Here is a 20,665-nt window from a genome sequence, read left to right on the forward strand (position 1 = left end):
CAAATACGTCAGGTTGTACTTGGCTTGCAGTGAGCGCAACAGCTCCACCACTTGCCGCTGCACCGTCCGGTCGAGCGCCGAAGTCGGCTCGTCCAGCAGGATCAGCGCCGGTTTGAGCACTAACGCTCGGGCAATGGCAATGCGTTGCCGTTGCCCACCGGAAAATTCGTGGGGGTAGCGGTGCCGGGTTTCCGGATCCAGACCTACCTCCTTCAATGCCGCAATTATCGCCGCTTCCTGTTCGGCGGCGGTGCCCATCTTGTGAATCCGCAGGCCTTCGCCAACGATATCGCTGACGCACATCCGCGGGCTCAGGCTGCCAAACGGATCCTGAAACACCACCTGCATCTCCCGACGCAACGGGCGAACCTCGTTCTGCGTCAGGCAGTCTAGCTGCTTGCCTTCAAAACGGATCGCGCCTTTGCTGCCGATCAGCCGCAAAATCGCCAGGCCGAGGGTGGATTTACCGGAACCGCTTTCCCCCACAATCCCCAAAGTCTGACCTTGAGGCAGGCTGAAATTGATGCCGTCCACTGCCTTGACGTAATCCACCGTGCGCTTGAGCAGGCCTTTCTTGATCGGGAACCAGACTTTCAGGTCCTCGACCTCAAGCAGCGGCGCCCCGATTTTATTGGTCGCCGGGCCTCCGCTAGGCTCCGCGCCGAGCAATTCCCGAGTGTACGGATGCTGCGGCGAACGGAACAGCTCTGCGCACGATGCCTGTTCGACGATGCAACCGCGCTGCATGACACATACGCGGTGCGCAATTCTTCGCACCAGGTTTAAATCGTGGCTGATCAGTAGCAGCGACATGCCCAATCGAGCCTGAAGTTCCTTGAGCAAATCGAGGATTTTCAGCTGAACGGTCACGTCCAGCGCCGTGGTCGGCTCATCGGCGATCAGCAGTTCGGGCTCGTTGGCCAGGGCCATCGCGATCATCACCCGTTGGCGCTGGCCACCAGACAGTTCGTGGGGCAGGGCCTTGAGGCGCTTGTGCGGGTCGGGGATGCCGACCATCTCCAGCAGCTCCAGCGTGCGCTTGGTGGCGACTTTGCCGGTCAGGCCCTTGTGGATGCCGAGCACCTCGTTGATCTGTTTCTCGATCGAGTGCAGCGGATTGAGCGAGGTCATCGGCTCCTGAAAAATCATCGCAATGCGGTTGCCGCGGATGTGGCGGATGGTTTTCTCGCTGAGGCCCAGCAGGTTTTGCCCGCCGTAATTGATGCTGCCGGCCGGGTGGCGGGCCATCGGGTACGGCAGCAGACGCAAGATGGAGTGGGCGGTCACCGATTTGCCTGAACCCGATTCGCCGACCAGCGCCAGGGTTTCGCCGCGTTTGATGTCGAAGCTCACACCTTCGACCACCCGGTGCAGGCGCTCGCCGAAACCGAATTCGACGGCGAGGTCGCGCACTTCGATCAGATTGTCCTGATTCATTTCACTTCCTCGGGTCGAAGGCATCGCGAGCGGACTCGCCGATAAACACCAGCAAACTCAACATCAGCGCCAGCACCGCAAACGCACTCATGCCCAACCATGGCGCTTGCAGGTTGGATTTGCCCTGAGCCACCAATTCGCCCAACGACGGACTGCCGGCCGGCAAGCCAAAGCCGAGGAAGTCCAGCGCGGTGAGGGTACCGATCGCGCCAGTGAGGATGAACGGCATAAAGGTCATGGTCGACACCATGGCGTTGGGCAGGATGTGGCGGAACATGATCGCGCCGTTCTGCATGCCCAGCGCCCGCGCCGCACGCACGTATTCGAGGTTGCGCCCACGGAGGAACTCGGCACGCACCACATCAACCAGGCTCATCCACGAAAACAGCAACATGATCCCCAGCAGCCACCAAAAATTCGGCTGGACGAAACTGGCCAGAATGATCAGCAGGTACAGCACTGGCAAACCCGACCAGATTTCCAGAAAACGCTGCCCGGCCAAGTCGACCCAGCCGCCATAAAAGCCCTGCAAGGCGCCGGCGATCACGCCGATGATCGAACTCAGAATGGTCAGTGTCAGGGCAAACAGTACCGAAATGCGGAAGCCGTAAATCACCCGTGCCAGCACATCGCGACCCTGATCATCGGTGCCCAGCAGGTTGTCCGCCGACGGTGGGGCAGGGGCCGGGACTTTCAGGTCGTAGTTGATGCTTTGATAGTTGTAGGGAATCGGCGCCCACAGCACCCACGCATCCTTGGCCTTGAGCAGTTCGCGGATGTACGGGCTCTTGTAGTTGGCTTCCAGCGGGAATTCACCACCGAAAGTGGTTTCCGGGTAGCGCTTGATCGCCGGGAAGTACCAGTTGTTGTCGTAATGCACCACCAGCGGCTTGTCGTTGGCGATCAGTTCGGCGCCGAGGCTCAGCCCGAACAGGATCAGGAAAAGCCACAGCGACCACCAGCCGCGCTTGTTGGCCTTGAACAGTTCGAAGCGGCGGCGGTTGAGAGGGGACAGGTTCATCTCAATGCTCCCGGCTTTCGAAGTCGATGCGCGGATCGACCAAGGTATAGGTGATATCGCCGATCAGTTTCACTACCAACCCCAGCAGAGTGAAGATGAACAGGGTGCCGAACACCACCGGGTAATCGCGGTTGATCGCTGCTTCGAAACTCATCAGGCCGAGGCCGTCGAGCGAGAAGATCACTTCTACCAGCAATGAGCCGGTGAAGAAGATGCCGATGAACGCCGACGGGAAACCGGCAATCACCAGCAGCATCGCATTGCGGAATACATGACCGTAGAGCACGCGGTGGCGGGTCAGGCCCTTGGCCTTGGCGGTGACCACGTACTGCTTGTTGATCTCGTCGAGGAAGCTGTTTTTGGTCAGCAGGGTCATGGTCGCGAAGTTGCCGATCACCAGTGCCGTCACCGGCAGCGCCAGGTGCCAGAAGTAATCGAGGACCTTGCCGCCCATGCTCAATTCGTCAAAGTTGTTCGAGGTCAGCCCTCGCAGCGGGAACCAGTCCAGATAACTGCCGCCGGCAAACACCACGATCAGCAGGATCGCAAAGAGGAACGCCGGGATCGCGTAGCCGATGATGATCGCAGAACTCGTCCAGACATCGAAGTGGCTGCCGTGCCGCGTGGCTTTGGCGATCCCCAGCGGGATCGACACCAGGTACATGATCAGCGTGCTCCACAGCCCCAGCGAGATCGATACCGGCATCTTCTCTTTGATCAGGTCGATGACCTTGGCGTCGCGGAAGAAGCTGTCGCCAAAATCCAGCGACGCGTAGTTCTTGACCATGATCCACAGACGTTCCGGGGCCGATTTGTCGAACCCGTACATGTGCTCGATTTCCTTGATCAGCGCCGGGTCCAGACCTTGCGCACCGCGATAGGCGGAACCGGCCACCGACACCTCGGCACCACCGCCGGCAATACGGCTGGTAGCGCCTTCGAAGCCTTCAAGCTTGGCGATCATCTGCTCGACCGGCCCGCCGGGCGCGGCCTGAATAATCACGAAATTGATCAGCAAAATGCCGAACAGGGTGGGGATGATCAGCAGCAGTCGCCGAAAAATATACGCCAGCATCTGATTACTCCGTGCCCGCAGGGTCGGCTTGCAGTTTGGTTTCGACTTCTATCGCAGGTTTTGCATCGGGTTTGACCCACCAGGTATTAATCCCGATGTCGTACTTGGGCGAGACTTTCGGGTGGCCGATGTGGTTCCAGTAGGCGACGCGCCAGGTCTTGATGTGCCAGTTGGGGATCACGTAATACCCCCACTGCAACACGCGGTCGAGCGCCCGGGCATGGGCCACAAGACTTTTACGCGTATCGGCGTTGATCAGGTTTTCCACCAGTTGATCGACGACCTGATCTTTCAGGCCCATGGTGTTGCGGCTGCTGGGCTTGTCGGCCGCGGCACTCATCCAGAATTCGCGCTGCTCGTTACCCGGCGAATTGGACTGCGGGAAGCTGCCGACAATCATGTCGAAGTCCCGCGAACGCACGCGGTTGATGTACTGCGAGACGTCGACCCGGCGGATTACCAGATCGATGCCGAGGTCACTGAGGTTGCGCTTGAGCGGCAGCAGCACGCGCTCGAAATCGGTCTGCGTCAGCAGAAATTCGATGACCACCGGTTTGCCGGTAGCGTCGACCATCTTGTCGTCGACGATCTTCCAGCCGGCCTCTTGCAACAGTTGATAGGCCTCGCGTTGCTGGGTGCGGATCATGCCGCTGGCGTCGGTCTTCGGATTCTCGAAGGCTTGGCTGAACACCTGCGCCGGCAGTTTGCTGCGGAACGGCTCGAGGATCGCCCGCTCATCGGCGTCGGGCAGGCCGGTGGCGGCCATTTCCGAGTTCTCGAAATAACTGCGGGTGCGCACATAGGCGCCGTTGAACAATTGCTTGTTGGTCCATTCGAAATCAAGCAGCAGCCCCAGCGCTTGACGTACCCGCACATCCTGGAACACCGGGCGGCGCAGGTTATAGACGAAGCCCTGCATGCCAGTCGGGTTGCCGTTGGCGATCTGTTCCTTGATCAATCGACCTTCGGTGACGGCCGGGATGTTATAGGCGTTGGCCCAGTTCTTCGCGGTCATCTCCAGCCAGTAGTCGAATTGACCGGCCTTCAGCGCTTCGAGGGCGACGGTGTTGTCGCGGTAGTAATCGGTGGTCATCGTGTCGAAGTTGTAGAACCCGCGATTGACCGGCAAGTCCTTGCCCCAGTAATCCTTGACCCGCTCGTAGCGCACCGAACGCCCGGCCTTCACTTCAGTGACTTTGTAGGGGCCGCTGCCGAGCGGAATTTCCAGGTTGCCCTTGGTGAAGTCGCGATTGGCCCACCAGTGTTTTGGCAGCACCGGCAACTGGCCGAGGATCAGCGGCAGTTCGCGGTTGTTGGTGTGCTTGAACTTGAACAGCACTTTCAAAGGATCTTCTGCGATGACTTCGGCGACGTCATTGTAGTAGCCGCGAAACAGCGGTGAGCCTTCCTTGGTCAGCGTCTCGAAGCTGAACACCACGTCGTCGGCGCGTACCGGGTGGCCGTCGTGGAAGCGCGCTTCGGGGCGCAGGTAAAAACGCACCCAGCTGTTGTCTGGGGCCTTTTCGATTTTGCCGGCGATCAGGCCATATTCGGTAAAGGGCTCGTCGAGACTGTGTTTGGTCAGGGTGTCGTAGATCTGGCCGATGTCTTCGGCGGGCACGCCTTTGCTGATGAACGGGTTAAGGCTGTCGAAGCCACCGGACCCGGCCTGGCGAAAAGTCCCGCCCTTGGGCGCGTCGGGGTTCACGTAGTCGAAATGTTTGAAATCGGCCGGGTATTTCGGCGGCTCGTTGTACAGGGTCACGGCGTGTTGCGGGGCGGCAAACGCCAACCCGGCGAACAGCAAGCCGCTGGCCTGCACGAGCAGGGCGCGGATCGGTTTCATTGATCTTTCTCCGAAGACTTCAGCCACCATGCGCTCAGGCCCAGGGTGTAGGGCGGCGTGGTGACAAAGGCCAACCGGTTGCGGTAGGCCAGACGGTGATAATTGAGGTACCAGTTGGGAATGCTGTAGTGCTGCCAGAGCAGCACGCGGTCGAGGGCCTTGCCGGCGGCGACCTGCTCATCGCGGGTGCGCGCGGCGAGCAATTGTTCGAGCAGGTGATCGACCACCGGATTGGCGATGCCCGCGTAATTCTTGCTGCCCTTGACCCCAGCCTGGCTGGAGTGGAAGTACTGCCACTGCTCAAGGCCCGGGCTGAGGGTCTGGTTGAGCGTCATCAGAATCATGTCGAAGTCGAACTGATCGAGGCGTTGTTTGTACTGGGCGCGATCCACGGTGCGCAGGTGCGCGTCGATACCGATGCTTCTGAGGTTCTCGATGTACGGCTGGAGGAGGCGTTCCAGATTCGGATTGACCAGCAACAGTTCGAAGCGCAGCGGCTCGCCCGCGGCGTTTTGCAGGCGCTGGCCATTGAGCTTCCAGCCAGCCTCGGCGAGCAGAGCCAAAGCCTTGCGCATGGTGTCCCGAGGGACCCCGCGCCCGTCGGTGTGCGGCAGGGTGAACGGCTCGGTAAACAGCTTGGCCGGCAGTTGCTCCTTGTACGGTTTGAGCATCAGCCATTCGTGCCCGACCGGCAGGCCGCTGGCGGCGAATTCGCTGTTGGGGTAATAGCTGGTGGTGCGTTTGTAGGCATCGCTGAACAGCGCGCGGTTGGTCCACTCGAAGTCGAACATCAGGCCCAGCGCTTCGCGAACCTTGGCGTCAGCGAAGGTCGCGTGCCGGGTGTTCATGAACAGGCCCTGACTCTGGGTCGGGATCTGATGCGCAATCTGCGCCTTGATTACCTCGCCACGGCGCACGGCCGGGAAGTTGTAGCCGTTGGCCCAGTTCTTCGCCTGATGCTCGATGTAGATGTCGAACTCGCCAGCCTTGAAGGCTTCGAAGGCGACGTCGCTGTCGCGGTAGAACTCGACCTCCATGCGATCGAAGTTGTACTTGCCGCGATTGACCGCCAGGTCCTTGCCCCAGTAATCCTTGACCCGTTCGAAGATCAACTGGCGCCCCGGTGTCACCGAAGTGATGCGGTACGGCCCGCTGCCCAGCGGCGGCTCGAACGTGGTGGCCTTGAAGTCGCGGTCTTTCCAATAATGTTGCGGCAGCACTGGCAACTCGCCCAGGCGCAGGATCAACAGCGGATTGCCCGAGCGTTTCATCACGAAACGGATGCGCTGCTTGTTGAGAATGTCGACCCGCAGCACTTCCTGCAGCGCCGTGCGGTACAGCGGGTGACCTTCCTTGAGCAACAGGCGATAGGAGAACGCTACGTCGTAGGCCGTGATCGGCGTTCCGTCGTGGAAGCGTGCCTCAGGGCGCAGATTGAACACTACCCAGCTGCGATCTTCGCTGTACTCCACCGATTGCGCGATCAAGCCGTAGCTGGATGCCGGTTCGTCACCGGACGGCGAATACTGGCCGGTGCCGACCATCAGCGGTTCGTTTAGCTCGTTGATGCCGTACTGGAGGAAATTCCCGGTGGAAACCGGGCTAGTGCCCTTGAAGGTGTACGGATTGACCGTATCGAAGGTGCCAAACGCCATTACCCGCAACGTACCGCCCTTGGGCGCTTGCGGGTTGACCCAGTCGAAGTGGGTAAATCTGGCCGGGTACTTGAGCGTGCCGAACTGCGCATAACCGTGACTTTCGGTAATCGTCGCGCTTGCGGTTGAGCTCAAGGCCAGGCTGATCAGGAGCAGGAGGAGGGGACGCTTCAAGTCAGATCTGATCCAGGCGGCTTGGGCTTAGTGGGCCGTACAGTAACAGCTTGTCTGGGCAGGAAAAAGATAGCGGCTTAATGCGGGGTTAATTGTGCCTCCCTGCTCGTGGGGTCAGCTTTTGTGGCGAGGGGATTTATCCCTGTTGGACTGCGCAGCAGGCCTGCCTTTTGGGGATCAAAAGAGGGGCCGCTGCGCGCCCCGACGGGGATAAATCCCCTCGCCACAGAAGCCCCCATCAATATTTTTTCATAAAAAAAGCCCCTGAATTTCAGGGGCTCTTTATCAATCAATGCGGCGAATAAACCGTGAGCATCTGCCCGGGCTTCAACGCTTTGCCGGCACCCGGGTTCCAGCGTTTGAGATGTTGCATCTCTACGTTGAAACGCTTGGCCACCACATACAGCGTGTCGCCGCGCTTGACCTTGTACCGAGTCTGCTGCGCGCTCTCGGCCTTGCCTTTGGTTTTGCTGTTGGCCGCGATTACGGTATTGACCCGGCCGCTGTTACGCGAAGGGCTGCGCTTGGTGTTGTCCTGCATCACCAGAGTCTGGCCGACCTTGAGATTCTTGCCGGTCAACTTGTTCCAGCGTTGCAGATCCTTGACTTCAACCTTGTTGGCCTTGGCGATGGTGCCAAGGTTGTCGCCACGCTTGACACGGTAGGCACGCTTGAGCTGCGCGACTTCGGCGGGATCGGCACCGTCAAACACCGGTTTCAGCGACCGCGGGCTGATCAACTCGTCAGGCCGCATGGTTTGCAGGCTGGCGGTCAGCAGTTGCGCCTTCGACGTCGGCACCAGCAAATGCTGAGGGCCGTCGATGGTGGTGCGTTGCTTGAAGGCCGGGTTGAGCTGGAACAGTTCGTCTTCGTCGATGTTGGCCACCGCAGCGACTTTCGACAAGTCCATGCGCTGGTTGATTTCGACGACCTGGAAGTACGGTTCGTTGGCGATCGGGTTGAGATTGACCCCGTAGGCTTCCGGCGCCAGGACCACTTGCGACAGGGCCAGCAACTTCGGCACGTAGGCCTGGGTTTCCGCTGGCAGCGGCAGGTTCCAGTAGTCGGTTGGCAGGCCGAGCCTTTCGTTACGCTCAATTGCGCGGCTGACCGTGCCTTCACCAGCGTTGTAAGCCGCGAGCGCAAGGAGCCAGTCACCGTTGAACATGTCGTGCAGACGGGTCAGGTAATCCATCGCTGCGGTGGTCGAGGCGGTGATATCGCGACGGCCATCGTAGAAACGGGTCTGACGCAGGTTGAAGTAACGGCCGGTGGACGGAATGAACTGCCAAAGACCTACTGCGTTGGCCCGTGAATAGGCCATCGGGTTGTAGGAGCTTTCAATCACTGGCAGCAGGGCCAGTTCCAGCGGCATGTTGCGTTCTTCGAGGCGTTCGACGATGTAATGAATATAGAGACTGCCACGCTCGCCCGCGCTCTCGAGGAATGACGGGTTACTGGCGAACCACAGGCGCTGCTGCTCGATGCGCGGGTTCACGCCCAGGCCGTCCTGTAACTGGAAACCCTGGCGCATGCGCTCCCAGACATCCTGGGGAACCTGTGGTGTCGGCTTCTCGGTCAGCCAGATAGGCTTCTGCTTGGCTCGCGCAGCAATGTTCGGCGTATGGGTCGCTTCAGGCTGCGGAGCATGGCTGGAACAGCCCGCCAGCGTGGCGGACACAGCCACCGCGATGGCTTGTGCCAGGCGGGTCAGCGCGTCTGAATTGACGGACTTACGTATGGATGACGACATTGGCTGGAAGTAAGTTCCGGGCGAAAATGTCGGGCGATTCTAGAAAGCGCACCCCCTGCGGTCAACCATTCAGAATTTTTGTATCAAGGGGCAGGGCACTTAGAACGTATCTTTCCATGCCCGCAGAGCCGCAAAAACCTCACTCGGCGCCCTGTTTTGAGCACCGGCCCGTTCGTCCACTTTTTGTGTAACTAATGTTTCAGAGGTGCGCAAAAACGGATTTGTGAGCTTTTCCAGTGCCAGAGTCGAGGGCAGGGTCATGACACCGTTTTGACGTTGCTGGCTGACTTTTTCCAGACGGGCGGCAATGTCCGTGTTGCTCGGTTCGACGGCAGCGGCAAACTTGAGATTGCTCAAGGTGTATTCGTGGGTGCAATAGACCAGCGTATCTTCAGGCAACGCGGCGAGCCTGCTGAGCGAGTGGTGCATCTGCTCAGGCGTGCCTTCGAACAAGCGGCCGCAACCGGCGGCAAACAGCGTGTCGCCGCAGAACAGCAAGCCGTGGTGGTAATAGGCAATGTGTCCCAGCGTGTGACCGGGCACTGCGTAGACATCAAAGTCCCAACCGAGCACGCTGACGCTGTCGTTGTCCTTGAGGGCGAAGTCCCGCGCCGGAATTTTTTCGCTTGCCGGGCCGTAAACGGTGGCGCCGCTGATCTGCTTCAGGCGCTCGACGCCGCCGACGTGATCATGATGATGGTGGGTGATCAGGATATCGCTCAGCACCCAGCCCGGATGGGCGTCGAGCCACGCCTGCACCGGCGCGGCATCGCCCGGATCAACCACCGCGCAGCGCTGGGTGCGGTGATCTTGTAACAACCAGATGTAGTTATCGGTGAACGCGGGCAGGGCACTGATCTGTATCATCGTCGGAATTCGCCAAGCGGAAAACATTGGCGCATCTTAGTAGTTCCTGGCGCGTTGGAGAATGACATGACCGATAAAGCGTTCGCTCAGGCAGATCCCGACTGGCTGGCGTTGATCAGCGCCGCCCGTGAATGGCTGTCGGGCCCGCTCGGACAATTTCTGCTGGATGAAGAGCGGCGCATGCTCGAAGACGAGCTGGGTCGGTTCTTTGGTGGCTATCTGGTGCACTACGGCCCGTCGGCCGAAACCCCGCCGTCCGCGCCGCAAGTGCAGCGCAACGTGCGGCTCGGTGCGCCATTGCCGGGTGTCGAGATCGTCTGCGAAGAACAGGCCTGGCCATTGAGCGAGCACGCCGCCGACGTGGTGGTGATGCAGCACGGTCTGGATTTCTGCCTTTCGCCCCACGGACTGCTGCGTGAAGCGGCGAGCAGCGTGCGCCCTGGCGGGCATTTGTTGATCATCGGCATCAACCCCTGGAGCACCTGGGGCCTGCGCCATGCGTTTGCTCACGACGCCTTGCGCAAGGCGCGCTGCATCTCGCCATCGCGGGTTGCCGATTGGCTCAATCTGCTGGGCTTTGCGCTGGAGAAACGCCGCTTCGGGTGCTATCGTCCGCCGCTCGCGTCGCCCAAGTGGCAGGCCCGTCTGGCCGGCTGGGAACGCAAGGCCGGGGACTGGCAACTGTCGGGAGGCGGTTTCTACTTATTGGTCGCGCGCAAGATTGTGGTCGGGCTACGCCCACTGCGTCAGGAGCGTCGCGAGCCGATGGGCAAGCTGATTCCGCTGCCGATGGCCAAGGTCAACCGCCGCCGCATCGAACCGTAAACCCTTCTTTTTATAGTGGCCGGACTTGCTTCGGCCGCGGTCATCGTCAATCCGCGATTGGCGAGGCACGCATTTTTTCTGGATAGATTGGCATGAGTGAAACCGTTGAAAGCGTAGAACTGTTCACCGACGGCGCCTGCAAGGGCAATCCCGGCCCGGGCGGCTGGGGCGCCTTGCTGGTGTGCAAGGGCGTCGAAAAGGAACTGTGGGGCGGCGAAGCCAACACCACCAACAACCGCATGGAACTGCTCGGCGCGATCCGTGGCCTCGAAGCCTTGAAGCGGCCCTGCGAAGTGCTGCTGGTGACCGACTCGCAGTACGTGATGAAGGGCATCAACGAGTGGATGGTCAACTGGAAGAAGCGCGGCTGGAAGACCGCTGCCAAAGAGCCAGTGAAGAACGCTGATCTGTGGAAAGAGCTGGACGAGCAAGTCAACCGCCACAAGGTCACCTGGAAGTGGGTGCGCGGGCACATTGGTCATCACGGTAACGAGCGTGCTGACCAGTTGGCCAACCGTGGGGTTGACGAGGTTCGCGGGTACAAGCAGAGCTGATTTTTTCAGTTACACCGTGTGAGGCCATTCGCGAGCAGGCTCGCTCCCACATAGGATCTGTGCGGTTCCCAAATCCCCTGTGGGAGCGAGCTTGCTCGCGAATGGGGCGCCACGGTCTACCTGAAACACCCCGTCGAGCGTGTTAACATCCGCGTTTTTGCCCGATTGACCCGTTGAGAGCTGAGCACTGATGGCCACCAGATCCGTTGTACTCGATACCGAAACCACCGGCATGCCGGTGACCGATGGTCACCGGATTATCGAAATCGGTTGTGTCGAACTGATCGGTCGGCGCCTCACGGGCCGGCACTTTCACGTTTACCTGCAACCGGATCGCGAGAGTGACGAAGGCGCCATTGGCGTCCACGGCATCACCAACGAATTCCTCGTGGGCAAACCGCGTTTCAACGAAGTCGCTGATGAATTCTTCGAGTTCATCAAAGGCGCGCAACTGATCATCCACAACGCGGCGTTCGACGTTGGCTTCATCAACAACGAATTCGCCTTGATGGGGCGGCAGGATCTCGCTGACATCACGCAGCATTGCTCGATTCTCGACACCCTGATGATGGCCCGGGAGCGTCACCCAGGTCAGCGCAACAGCCTCGATGCCTTGTGCAAACGTTTTGGCGTCGACAACTCCGGCCGTGAACTGCACGGCGCCTTGCTCGACTCGGAGATTCTCGCCGACGTCTACCTGACCATGACCGGTGGCCAGACCAGCCTGTCGCTGGCCGGCAACGCCTCCGACGGCAATGGCACGGGCGATGGCTCGGATAACTCGGCTACCGAGATTCGCCGCTTGCCGGCTGATCGTCAGCCAGCGCGGATTATTCGTGCGACTGAAGATGAACTGGCTGCGCATCTGGTGCGGCTGGAGATTATCGCCAAGTCGGCCGGTGGCCCGGCGCTGTGGACGCAGATCGCCGAGGCTGATGCACAGGCCTGAAAGATCTTTTGCTTTTGGTGAGTTGAAGCCAAGTGGCCACCCTCGCCACTTTCGCTGCAACCCTCTAACCTGAATGCATTGGCAGATTCGAATCCGCCGCCTCAGGACACTGAGCCCCATGTACAAAGATTTGAAATTTCCGGTGTTGATCGTCCATCGCGACATCAAGGCCGACACGGTCGCCGGCGACCGTATCCGAGGCATTGCCCGGGAGTTGGAGCAGGAAGGTTTCAGTATCGTTTCGGCTACCGATTACGCGGAAGGGCGGTTGGTGGCCTCGACCCATCATGGTCTCGCGTGCATGTTGATTGCCGCCGAGGACGCCAGCACAAATTCGCATCTGTTGCAGAACATGGCCGAACTGATCGGCCTGGCGCGGGTGCGCGCGCCGGATCTGCCGATCTTTGCCCTGGGCGAGCAAGTCACCCTGGAGAATGCTCCGGCCGATGCCATGGCCGAGCTCAATCAACTGCGCGGCATCCTTTACCTGTTCGAAGACACCGTACCGTTCCTGGCCCGGCAAGTGGCGCGGGCGGCGCGCAAGTATCTCGACGGTTTGCTGCCGCCGTTTTTCAAGGCACTGGTGCAACACACCGCTGACTCCAATTATTCCTGGCACACCCCCGGTCATGGCGGCGGCGTGGCGTATCACAAGAGTCCGGTGGGGCAGGCGTTTCATCAGTTTTTCGGTGAAAACACCCTGCGTTCCGACTTGTCGGTGTCGGTGCCCGAACTCGGTTCTCTGCTTGATCACACCGGCCCGCTCGCCGAGGCGGAAGCCCGCGCGGCACGCAACTTCGGAGCCGATCACACCTTTTTCGTGATCAATGGCACCTCGACCGCCAACAAGATCGTCTGGCATTCCATGGTCGCTCGCGATGATCTGGTGCTGGTGGATCGCAACTGCCACAAGTCGGTGTTGCACGCGATCATCATGACCGGCGCGATCCCGTTGTATCTGTGCCCAGAGCGTAATGAACTGGGGATCATCGGCCCGATTCCGCTCAGCGAATTCAGCCGCGAATCAATCCAGGCCAAGATCGACGCCAGTCCGCTGACCAAGGGCCGCGCACCGAAAGTGAAACTCGCGGTGGTCACCAACTCGACCTACGACGGGCTCTGTTACAACGCCGAACTGATCAAGCACAGCCTGGGCAACAGCGTCGAAGTGCTGCATTTCGACGAGGCGTGGTACGCCTATGCGGCGTTTCACGAATTCTTCGCCGGGCGCTATGGCATGGACACTTCGCGCAGCGAAGACAGTCCGCTGGTGTTTACCACCCATTCCACTCACAAAATGCTGGCGGCGTTCAGTCAGGCCTCAATGATTCATGTGCAGGACGGCGGCGCGCGGCAATTGGACCGTGATCGTTTCAACGAAGCGTTCATGATGCACATCTCGACCTCGCCGCAGTACAGCATCATCGCCTCGCTGGATGTGGCCTCGGCAATGATGGAAGGCCCCGCCGGGCGTTCGCTGTTGCAAGAAACCTTCGACGAAGCCCTGAGTTTCCGCCGTGCGCTGGCCAATCTGCGTCAGCACATCGCGGCGGATGACTGGTGGTTTTCGATCTGGCAGCCGCCGGGCGTCGAAGGCATCGACCGCGTGCAGACCGAAGACTGGCTGCTGCAACCGGACGCCGACTGGCATGGTTTCGGAGAGGTCAGCGACGATTACGTTTTGCTCGACCCGATCAAAGTCACGCTGGTGATGCCCGGCCTGAACGCCGGTGGCGCGTTGAGCGAGAAGGGCATCCCGGCAGCGGTGGTCAGCAAGTTCCTCTGGGAGCGTGGGCTGGTGGTGGAGAAGACGGGGCTGTATTCGTTTCTGGTGTTGTTCTCCATGGGCATCACCAAAGGCAAATGGAGCACGTTGCTCACCGAGTTGCTGGAGTTCAAGCGCAGTTACGACGCTAATGTCAGTCTGGCGACGTGCCTGCCGTGTGTCGCCCTGGAAGACACCGCGCGCTATCGCGGCATGGGCCTGCGGGATTTGTGCGATCAATTGCACGCCTGCTATCGCACCAACGCCACCGCTAAACATCTCAAACGCATGTACACGGTGCTGCCGGAAATCGCCATGAAGCCAGCCCACGCCTACGATCATCTGGTGCGCGGTGAAGTCGAGGCAGTGCCGATCGATGCGCTGGAAGGACGGATTGCCGCCGTGATGTTGGTGCCGTATCCGCCGGGCATTCCGTTGATCATGCCCGGCGAGCGCTTTACCGAATCGACCCGCTCGATCATCGATTACCTGAAATTTGCCCGCACGTTCGATAGCAGCTTCCAGGGTTTTGTAGCTGATGTGCATGGACTGCAACACGAAGACGAAGGCAATGGTCGGTATTACACCGTCGATTGCGTCAAGGAATGAGGAGCTTTGCGAGCATGCAACCGGTCATGAATCCAAAATACCCAGGGCTTTCGGTGCGCGTCGCCGATGAAGGTTTTGCGCCGTATATCTGGGGCAGCGACTTCAGCTTCGAAGTCGCTGCGTATGGTGCCGCCGTCATCGGCAAACCTGTCGAGCAATGGTTGGTGACGCCGATCGTGCCGTACCGCAAGTGTTACGGCATTGATCCTGAGGAATTCAGCAGCTTTCACAAGGCCGCCGACAGCGCGATCTTCATGGCCTACCTCGATGACGAGCCGGTGGGCCATCTGGTAATCAGCACCAACTGGAACGGCTTTGCCCATATCGATGAATTGGCGGTGCACGCCCCGGCCCGTCGCCATGGCGTGGCCAAGGCATTGCTGGACGTGGCGCAGTTCTGGAGTCGCAAGAAGAAGCTGCCGGGGATCATGCTGGAAACCCAGAACAACAACCTCGGTGCCTGTCGGCTGTATGAGCGTTGCGGGTATGTGATTGGCGGCGTTGACCAGTTGCGCTATCGCGGTATCGACCCGAACACCGCCGAAGTGGCGCTGTTCTGGTATCGATTGTTCGATAATCCGCTGGAAAACCCGCTCAGCTCGACAACATCGCCTCGGCTTGTTCCGTAATGATCGCCAGTAACGTCTGAACGGCCGATGACGGTGCGACGTGTTTGAAGGTCAAGGCATAGAGGCTGATCGGCACAGCGGGAGACAGCGGGCAGACATCCAGCCCGGCCGCGCGGGCACCGAGCGCGGTGAACGGGTCGACGATGGCAAGCCCTTCGCCAGCCTCGACCATGCTGCGCATCATCTGATGGGTTTGCACGCGGGTCTGGATGCTCGGCGCAGGGCGCACGGCCTGCAGTTTGTTATCCAGCGCCGGGCTCAGCGGGTCCTGACCGTCGAGGCCGACCATCGCCTGACCTGCCAGATCCTGTAGGGAAATGTACTTTTGTTTGGGTTGCAGCCAGCCGTGCGGCGCGAGCAGTTGCAGCTTGCTGTGGGCCAGCGGCTGGCAATGAATGTCCGGATGTTCGGGGTCGTGCAGGCTCAAACCGAGATCGCTTTCGCGCAACAGCAGGCTGCGGACGATGTCGCGGGTCGGCGCACTGAGCAGGCTGCACGGTGCATCCGGCAGGCGTCGGCGCAGGGCGGCCAGGCTTTGCGGGAGTAGTTGTTGTGCCAGCGGTGGGGTGCCGATGATGCGCAGCGGCGGCGCGAGGTATTGTTTGAGGCTGTTGGCCAGACGTTGCACCGGTTCCAGCGCTTCATAGACGTGAGCGATTTCCACCTGCAATGCCCGCGCTTCGGGTGTCGATTGCAGGCGCCCGCGAACGCTGGCGAACAGCATGAACCCCAACTGACTCTCGGCTTCGCGCAAACGCTCTTCGACCTCGGTCACCGGCAACTGCAGCCATTCGGCGGCGGTGCCCAGGTGACCGGTCTGCAAGAGCGCCTGAATCACTTCGATATGGCGTAAACGCATGCGTGAAGTCCATGTTCAGCAGGTGGGGTCAGTGGCTGAATCCTACCCCAAGTCTGCGTATATGACTTCTGCTCATAACGCGCGGTTATGAAGCGACGATTGGCTCAGGTTCGCGCGTCAGGATAATGCCCGACTGAACCAGCTTGAATTCAGCGTCATCCAGTTTCTCGATGCGATCGCCAATGGCCAGTTTGTAGGTGGTGCGGGGCTCCGAGCCAGTGGAACCGTCTGCTGACGGGGTGGATTCCTGGAACTCATGCACGGAATAAACGCGGCCTTCCGCATCTCTTGCATGGAACTGACCGACGAGTACTGCTGCCATCTGCTTAGAACCTCTGGAGATAAAACGCTTGATTTGCGGCTTGGTAGACCGTCATCAAGTGCTGTAAGTTTTCCTACAGGAAAAAAATAATCAGCATTCGGGGATTTCTCTCGTCTGCTGGTGAAATCGTCATCGAATCATCTATAACTAGTGGCTCCCCCCACTGACAGTCGAGAGTTTCCATGAGCAATGTCTACAACGTCGCCGTAGTGGTCGGTAGCCTGCGCAAAGCTTCGATCAATCGCAAGGTCGCTTTGGCACTGGCTGAACTGGCGCCGGCGAACCTCAAGCTTGAGATTGTCGAAATTGGCGACCTGCCACTGTACAACGAAGACATCGACGGTGATTCACCGCCCGCAGCCTACAGCACTTTCCGTGAAAAAGTGGGTTCATCCGACGCGTTGTTGTTTGTGACGCCGGAGTACAACCGTTCCGTGCCGGCACCGCTGAAGAATGCCATTGATGTCGGCTCGCGGCCTTATGGCAAGAGTGCCTGGAGCGGCAAGCCGGGCGCGGTGATGAGCGTATCGCCGGGGGCCATCGGTGGTTTTGGTGCGAACCAGCACCTGCGCCAGTCGTTTGTGTTTCTCGATGTGCACTGCATGCAGCAACCGGAAGCCTATTTGGGTGGAGCGGGCTCGGCGTTTGACGAGGCGGGCAAGCTGAGCGAAACGGTGAAGCCGTTTTTGCAAAAATTCATTGATGCGTATGGGCAGTTCGTCGAACAACACAAAAAGTAAACCTCGCAAGCTACCTGCTACCTGCTACCTGCTACCTGCTACCTGCTACCTGCAAACTGAAAGCCTGTGGCGAGGGGATTTATCCCCGTTGGGGTGCGAAGCAGCCCCCCAAACCTGTGATCCCGGTATGACATTTGATCGCAGAGGGTCGCTTCGCAACCCAACGGGGATAAATCCCCTCGCCACAGATTGCTTTTAACTCACCCTATTTCTTGACTGCACAGCATTGCTCGCCACGGGGGTCTTCTTTCCACAAGTCAGTGTATTGTTCGCGTTTCCTTTTTCCCTCGCTGAAGGCTGATACGAATGCTCGCTGCTTCACTGATTTTTCTGCTGACCATCACCCTCGTGATTTGGCAACCCAAAGGTCTCGGCGTTGGATGGAGTGCGACGTTGGGCGCGGTGCTGGCGCTGATCTTTGGGGTGGTGCACCTGAGTGATATCCCGCTGGTGTGGCAAATCATCTGGAACGCCACCGGCACTTTTGTCGCGCTGATCATCATCAGTCTGCTGCTCGATGAGGCCGGTTTTTTCAATTGGGCTGCGTTGCACGTGGCGCGCTGGGGGCGGGGCAGCGGGCGCAAGCTGTTTGCCTTCATGGTGTTGCTCGGCGCGCTGGTGTCGGCGCTGTTCGCCAATGATGGGGCAGCGTTGATTCTCACGCCGATTGTCATTTCCATGTTGTTGGCGCTGCGCTTTTCGCCAGCGGCGACCCTGGCGTTCGTCATGGGCGCAGGATTTATCGCCGACACCGCGAGCCTGCCGCTGGTGGTGTCGAACCTGGTCAACATCGTCTCGGCGGACTTTTTCAACATCAGTTTCAACCGCTATGCGGCGGTGATGGTGCCGGTGAACTTCGTCAGTGTCGCCGCGACGCTGGTCATGCTGATGTGGTTTTTCCGTCGCGACATTCCGGCGGCTTACGACCCCGAACAGCTCGAGCGTCCAGAAACCGCGATCCACGACAAAGCCACGTTCTACGCCGGTTGGGCGGTGTTGGCGATTTTGCTGATTGGCTGTTTTGCGCTGGAACCGCTGGGCATTCCGATCAGCGCGATTTCCGCTGTCTGCGCGGCGCTGCTGCTGGCAATCGCCGCCCGTGGCCACAAGATTTCCACGCGCAAAGTGGTGAAGGAAGCGCCGTGGCAGATCGTGATTTTCTCGCTGGGCATGTATCTGGTGGTCTACGGCCTGCGCAATGCCGGGCTGACCGGGTATCTGGCCGGCTGGCTCGATGGTTTCGCCAATTATGGCGTGTGGGGCGCGGCGTTCGGGACCGGCGTGCTGACGGCGCTGTTGTCATCGATCATGAACAACATGCCGACGGTGCTGGTCGGGTTGCTGTCGATTGATGCCAGCCAGGCGAGCGGGGTGGTCAAGGAGGCGATGATTTACGCCAACGTGATCGGCAGCGACCTGGGGCCGAAGATCACACCGATTGGCAGTCTGGCGACTTTGCTGTGGCTGCATGTACTGGAGCGCAAAGGGATCCGGATTGGCTGGGGGTATTACTTCCGGGTGGGGATTGTGCTGACGTTGCCGGTGTTGTTGGTGACGTTGGCGGCTTTGGCTGTGCGGTTATCCCTTTAAACCGAGGTGTCTCCTTCGCGAGCAAGCTCGCTCCCACAGGGAATGCGTCGCCTATCCCTGATTTGGAATGCGATCTAAATGTGGGAGCGAGCTTGCTCGCGAAGAGGCCGGACAGGCGCTACAAAATCTCAGGCCTGGCCGGGGACATTCGGCCAAAGGTCGGACACCAGAAACAGCCGCTCCGCTTCTTCCCATTCCCCCTGCGCATTCTCGGTCAGGCGCACCATCAGTTGCGCCGGTGCCAACGGTTCCAGAGCCGCCAGCCACATCTGCAAATGCTCAGGGCTCCAGGTCTGATCCGCCGGGTAATGCGCCGGTGCCAGCCAGGCATGCCGGGGCAGGGGTTGCCAGCGTCCCGGCGGACGCTGCGCCAAAAATGCTGGCCAGTCTTTCTGATGCAACCAACTGCCACGCAAATGCTGCGGATGCGCGCCGCTCGGTGAGGCAGACTTGCCGGGCCACGGGTACAGCAGGTATCCGCCCAGCCACAGTTGTGCACTGAACGCCTCGATATCCAGTGCCGCCAAGGTTTCACGGCTTTCCGGGCGCGCCGAAATCGGTAGTTGATGTTCGGCCAGATGCGCCAGTTTACGATCCAGCCGATCATGACAACCCGGCCCCAGCCACTGCGCCGGGTCATGGCCATCGCCGTTTTGCGGGCCGAGGTAGAGCTTGATCGCCAGTTCCAGGTGATGCACGCCGTCGCGGTCACGCAGCAGCATGTCCAGCTCGCCAAGGGTATGGCCCTCTCGGCGGATCGGCAGATTGGCCGCGATCAACTCAATGCCCGGCGCATGCTGCACGGCGAACTGCCACAGCCGCTCGTAATACAAACCCAACCGCCGCGTGCGGGCCTGGGACAACCAGTGCAACAAACCGTAGCTGTCGTGATCGAGCTGGCGCAGCCATTGCTCCAGTCGCTCGGGATCGCTGACCCAATCGCTGCCCGCCAGCGGATGGCGTTGCGGCCACGGCGTGGTCGCGAGCATCGGTGGGGCGAGGATCACCCACGCCAGATCGCGCACTTCCGGATGGCGTAATTGGTGGGGCAACTGCAGCAAGTCGGGAAATAGGATCATCTTGCGAGCATAGCCTTAAACACGCGCCCGCCCTTGAGGCTGAAAGGATTTTGTCTAACGGCGGCTTTCGCCCATAATCGGGTTTTCGCGTTTTCGATTGTCCGCAGAGGTCCCATGGAGCAATTTCGTAATATCGGCATCATCGGTCGCCTGGGCAGTTCCCAGGTGCTGGATACCGTCCGCCGACTGAAACGGTTTCTGCTCGATCGTCACCTGCATGTGATCCTCGAAGACACCATCGCCGAAGTTTTGCCGGGGCATGGCCTGCAAACGTCGTCGCGCAAGATGCTCGGTGAAGTCTGCGACATGGTCATCGTTGTCGGCGGCGACGGCAGCCTGCTCGGCGCCGCCCGTGCATTGGCCAAACACAATACGCCGGTGCTCGGGATCAACCGTGGCAGCCTCGGGTTTCTCACCGACATTCGCCCGGATGAGCTGGAAGTCGAAGTCGCCAAAGTGCTCGACGGCCATTACCTGGTGGAAAACCGCTTTCTGCTGCAAGCCGAAGTTCGCCGCCACGGCGAGGCCATCGGCCAGGGCGACGCGCTCAACGACGTGGTGCTGCACCCCGGCAAGTCGACGCGAATGATCGAGTTCGAGCTGTACATCGACGGCCAGTTCGTTTGCAGCCAAAAGGCCGACGGCCTGATCGTCGCCACCCCGACCGGCTCCACTGCGTATGCGCTGTCTGCCGGTGGCCCGATCATGCACCCCAAGCTCGACGCCATTGTGATCGTGCCGATGTACCCCCATATGTTGTCCAGCAGGCCAATTGTGGTCGATGGCAACAGTGAGCTGAAAATCGTCGTGTCCAAAGATATGCAGATCTACCCGCAAGTCTCCTGCGACGGGCAGAATCACTTCACCTGCGCGCCGGGCGACACCATCACCGTCAGCAAAAAAGCGCAAAAGCTGC

The 20,665-nt window shown here is 59.9% G+C and carries 18 protein-coding genes; 8 read left to right on the forward strand and 10 right to left on the reverse strand.

Annotation, left to right across the window (positions count from 1 at the left end):
- From ACIQVE_RS09670 to gloB, 7 genes are all read right to left on the reverse strand, one after another.
- The coding region (locus ACIQVE_RS09670; protein WP_402807252.1) for an ABC transporter ATP-binding protein at nucleotides 1-1,437 on the reverse strand (1,437 nt) is incomplete at its 3' end.
- Between the two features lies 1 nt (nucleotide 1,438).
- Nucleotides 1,439-2,458: an ABC transporter permease gene (locus tag ACIQVE_RS09675; protein WP_042558794.1), complete on the reverse strand. Its 1,020-nt coding sequence runs from the start codon at nucleotides 2,456-2,458 to the stop codon at nucleotides 1,439-1,441.
- A gap of 1 nt (nucleotide 2,459) precedes the next feature.
- Nucleotides 2,460-3,533, reverse strand: a complete 1,074-nt coding sequence (locus ACIQVE_RS09680) for a microcin C ABC transporter permease YejB (RefSeq protein ID WP_402807255.1) — start codon at nucleotides 3,531-3,533, stop codon at nucleotides 2,460-2,462.
- A 4-nt stretch (nucleotides 3,534-3,537) separates the two neighbouring features.
- A complete protein-coding gene (locus ACIQVE_RS09685; protein WP_402807258.1) occupies nucleotides 3,538-5,379 on the reverse strand; it encodes an extracellular solute-binding protein in 1,842 nt (613 codons plus the stop codon).
- Nucleotides 5,376-7,208: an extracellular solute-binding protein gene (locus tag ACIQVE_RS09690; RefSeq protein WP_402807261.1), complete on the reverse strand. Its 1,833-nt coding sequence runs from the start codon at nucleotides 7,206-7,208 to the stop codon at nucleotides 5,376-5,378. The genes ACIQVE_RS09685 and ACIQVE_RS09690 overlap by 4 nt, the downstream gene beginning before the upstream one ends.
- A gap of 289 nt (nucleotides 7,209-7,497) precedes the next feature.
- The gene (locus ACIQVE_RS09695) at nucleotides 7,498-8,961 is read right to left on the reverse strand and encodes a transglycosylase SLT domain-containing protein (RefSeq protein ID WP_402807264.1); all 1,464 of its coding nucleotides are present in this window, start codon (nucleotides 8,959-8,961) and stop codon (nucleotides 7,498-7,500) included.
- A gap of 99 nt (nucleotides 8,962-9,060) precedes the next feature.
- The gene (gene gloB, locus ACIQVE_RS09700) at nucleotides 9,061-9,828 is read right to left on the reverse strand and encodes a hydroxyacylglutathione hydrolase (RefSeq protein WP_402807266.1); all 768 of its coding nucleotides are present in this window, start codon (nucleotides 9,826-9,828) and stop codon (nucleotides 9,061-9,063) included.
- Nucleotides 9,829-9,894: 66 nt separating this feature from the next.
- Between gloB and ACIQVE_RS09705 the strand changes: the two genes are divergently transcribed.
- From ACIQVE_RS09705 to ACIQVE_RS09725, 5 genes are all read left to right on the forward strand, one after another.
- Nucleotides 9,895-10,653, forward strand: coding sequence for a class I SAM-dependent methyltransferase (locus ACIQVE_RS09705; RefSeq protein WP_402807269.1), 759 nt, complete (start codon nucleotides 9,895-9,897; stop codon nucleotides 10,651-10,653).
- A gap of 92 nt (nucleotides 10,654-10,745) precedes the next feature.
- On the forward strand, nucleotides 10,746-11,207 hold the full coding sequence (gene rnhA, locus ACIQVE_RS09710) for a ribonuclease HI (protein WP_042558800.1): 462 nt from the start codon (nucleotides 10,746-10,748) through the stop codon (nucleotides 11,205-11,207).
- Between the two features lie 190 nt (nucleotides 11,208-11,397).
- Nucleotides 11,398-12,156: a DNA polymerase III subunit epsilon gene (dnaQ, locus tag ACIQVE_RS09715; protein ID WP_402807272.1), complete on the forward strand. Its 759-nt coding sequence runs from the start codon at nucleotides 11,398-11,400 to the stop codon at nucleotides 12,154-12,156.
- A 118-nt stretch (nucleotides 12,157-12,274) separates the two neighbouring features.
- Nucleotides 12,275-14,530, forward strand: coding sequence for an Orn/Lys/Arg decarboxylase N-terminal domain-containing protein (locus ACIQVE_RS09720; RefSeq protein WP_402807275.1), 2,256 nt, complete (start codon nucleotides 12,275-12,277; stop codon nucleotides 14,528-14,530).
- 14 nt (nucleotides 14,531-14,544) lie between these two features.
- The gene (locus ACIQVE_RS09725) at nucleotides 14,545-15,159 is read left to right on the forward strand and encodes a GNAT family N-acetyltransferase (protein WP_402807276.1); all 615 of its coding nucleotides are present in this window, start codon (nucleotides 14,545-14,547) and stop codon (nucleotides 15,157-15,159) included.
- On the opposite strand, the gene ACIQVE_RS09730 is transcribed toward ACIQVE_RS09725, so the two are convergent.
- Complete coding sequence (locus tag ACIQVE_RS09730) at nucleotides 15,125-16,018, reverse strand: LysR family transcriptional regulator (protein WP_402807278.1); 894 nt, start codon at nucleotides 16,016-16,018, stop codon at nucleotides 15,125-15,127. The two genes, ACIQVE_RS09725 and ACIQVE_RS09730, sit on opposite strands and share 35 nt — an antisense overlap.
- Before the next feature lie 85 nt (nucleotides 16,019-16,103).
- The gene (locus ACIQVE_RS09735) at nucleotides 16,104-16,340 is read right to left on the reverse strand and encodes a hypothetical protein (RefSeq protein ID WP_402807281.1); all 237 of its coding nucleotides are present in this window, start codon (nucleotides 16,338-16,340) and stop codon (nucleotides 16,104-16,106) included.
- A 182-nt stretch (nucleotides 16,341-16,522) separates the two neighbouring features.
- Between ACIQVE_RS09735 and ACIQVE_RS09740 the strand changes: the two genes are divergently transcribed.
- Both ACIQVE_RS09740 and ACIQVE_RS09745 read left to right on the forward strand, forming a co-directional pair.
- Nucleotides 16,523-17,080 (forward strand): NADPH-dependent FMN reductase, encoded by a 558-nt coding sequence (locus tag ACIQVE_RS09740; protein WP_402807284.1) that lies wholly within the window; start codon nucleotides 16,523-16,525, stop codon nucleotides 17,078-17,080.
- A gap of 306 nt (nucleotides 17,081-17,386) precedes the next feature.
- Nucleotides 17,387-18,670 carry an arsenic transporter gene (locus ACIQVE_RS09745; protein ID WP_402807286.1) on the forward strand — a complete coding sequence of 428 codons (1,284 nt, stop codon included), beginning with the start codon at nucleotides 17,387-17,389 and terminating at the stop codon, nucleotides 18,668-18,670.
- A 128-nt stretch (nucleotides 18,671-18,798) separates the two neighbouring features.
- On the opposite strand, the gene ACIQVE_RS09750 is transcribed toward ACIQVE_RS09745, so the two are convergent.
- Nucleotides 18,799-19,749: a DUF1853 family protein gene (locus ACIQVE_RS09750; protein ID WP_402807289.1), complete on the reverse strand. Its 951-nt coding sequence runs from the start codon at nucleotides 19,747-19,749 to the stop codon at nucleotides 18,799-18,801.
- 114 nt (nucleotides 19,750-19,863) lie between these two features.
- Here ACIQVE_RS09750 and ACIQVE_RS09755 point away from each other — a divergent pair.
- Nucleotides 19,864-20,665, forward strand: an 802-nt coding sequence (locus ACIQVE_RS09755; protein WP_402807291.1) for an NAD(+) kinase, incomplete at its 3' end; no start/stop codon positions are given.

The sequence above is a fragment of the Pseudomonas sp. NPDC098747 genome (genome assembly GCF_044760045.1).
In the GTDB taxonomy this organism is placed as follows: Bacteria; Pseudomonadota; Gammaproteobacteria; order Pseudomonadales; family Pseudomonadaceae; genus Aquipseudomonas.

Bases quoted from the DNA above. Each gene is read 5' to 3' on its own strand.
- ACIQVE_RS09675 (WP_042558794.1), bottom strand. From the start codon at position 2,458: ATGAACCTGTCCCCTCTCAACCGCCGCCGCTTCGAACTGTTCAAGGCC.
- ACIQVE_RS09680 (WP_402807255.1), bottom strand. From the start codon at position 3,533: ATGCTGGCGTATATTTTTCGGCGACTGCTGCTGATCATCCCCACCCTG.
- ACIQVE_RS09685 (WP_402807258.1), bottom strand. From the start codon at position 5,379: ATGAAACCGATCCGCGCCCTGCTCGTGCAGGCCAGCGGCTTGCTGTTC.
- ACIQVE_RS09695 (WP_402807264.1), bottom strand. From the start codon at position 8,961: ATGTCGTCATCCATACGTAAGTCCGTCAATTCAGACGCGCTGACCCGC.
- gloB (WP_402807266.1), bottom strand. From the start codon at position 9,828: ATGATACAGATCAGTGCCCTGCCCGCGTTCACCGATAACTACATCTGG.
- ACIQVE_RS09705 (WP_402807269.1), top strand. From the start codon at position 9,895: ATGACCGATAAAGCGTTCGCTCAGGCAGATCCCGACTGGCTGGCGTTG.
- rnhA (WP_042558800.1), top strand. From the start codon at position 10,746: ATGAGTGAAACCGTTGAAAGCGTAGAACTGTTCACCGACGGCGCCTGC.
- dnaQ (WP_402807272.1), top strand. From the start codon at position 11,398: ATGGCCACCAGATCCGTTGTACTCGATACCGAAACCACCGGCATGCCG.
- ACIQVE_RS09720 (WP_402807275.1), top strand. From the start codon at position 12,275: ATGTACAAAGATTTGAAATTTCCGGTGTTGATCGTCCATCGCGACATC.
- ACIQVE_RS09725 (WP_402807276.1), top strand. From the start codon at position 14,545: ATGCAACCGGTCATGAATCCAAAATACCCAGGGCTTTCGGTGCGCGTC.
- ACIQVE_RS09730 (WP_402807278.1), bottom strand. From the start codon at position 16,018: ATGCGTTTACGCCATATCGAAGTGATTCAGGCGCTCTTGCAGACCGGT.
- ACIQVE_RS09735 (WP_402807281.1), bottom strand. From the start codon at position 16,340: ATGGCAGCAGTACTCGTCGGTCAGTTCCATGCAAGAGATGCGGAAGGC.
- ACIQVE_RS09740 (WP_402807284.1), top strand. From the start codon at position 16,523: ATGAGCAATGTCTACAACGTCGCCGTAGTGGTCGGTAGCCTGCGCAAA.
- ACIQVE_RS09745 (WP_402807286.1), top strand. From the start codon at position 17,387: ATGCTCGCTGCTTCACTGATTTTTCTGCTGACCATCACCCTCGTGATT.
- ACIQVE_RS09750 (WP_402807289.1), bottom strand. From the start codon at position 19,749: ATGATCCTATTTCCCGACTTGCTGCAGTTGCCCCACCAATTACGCCAT.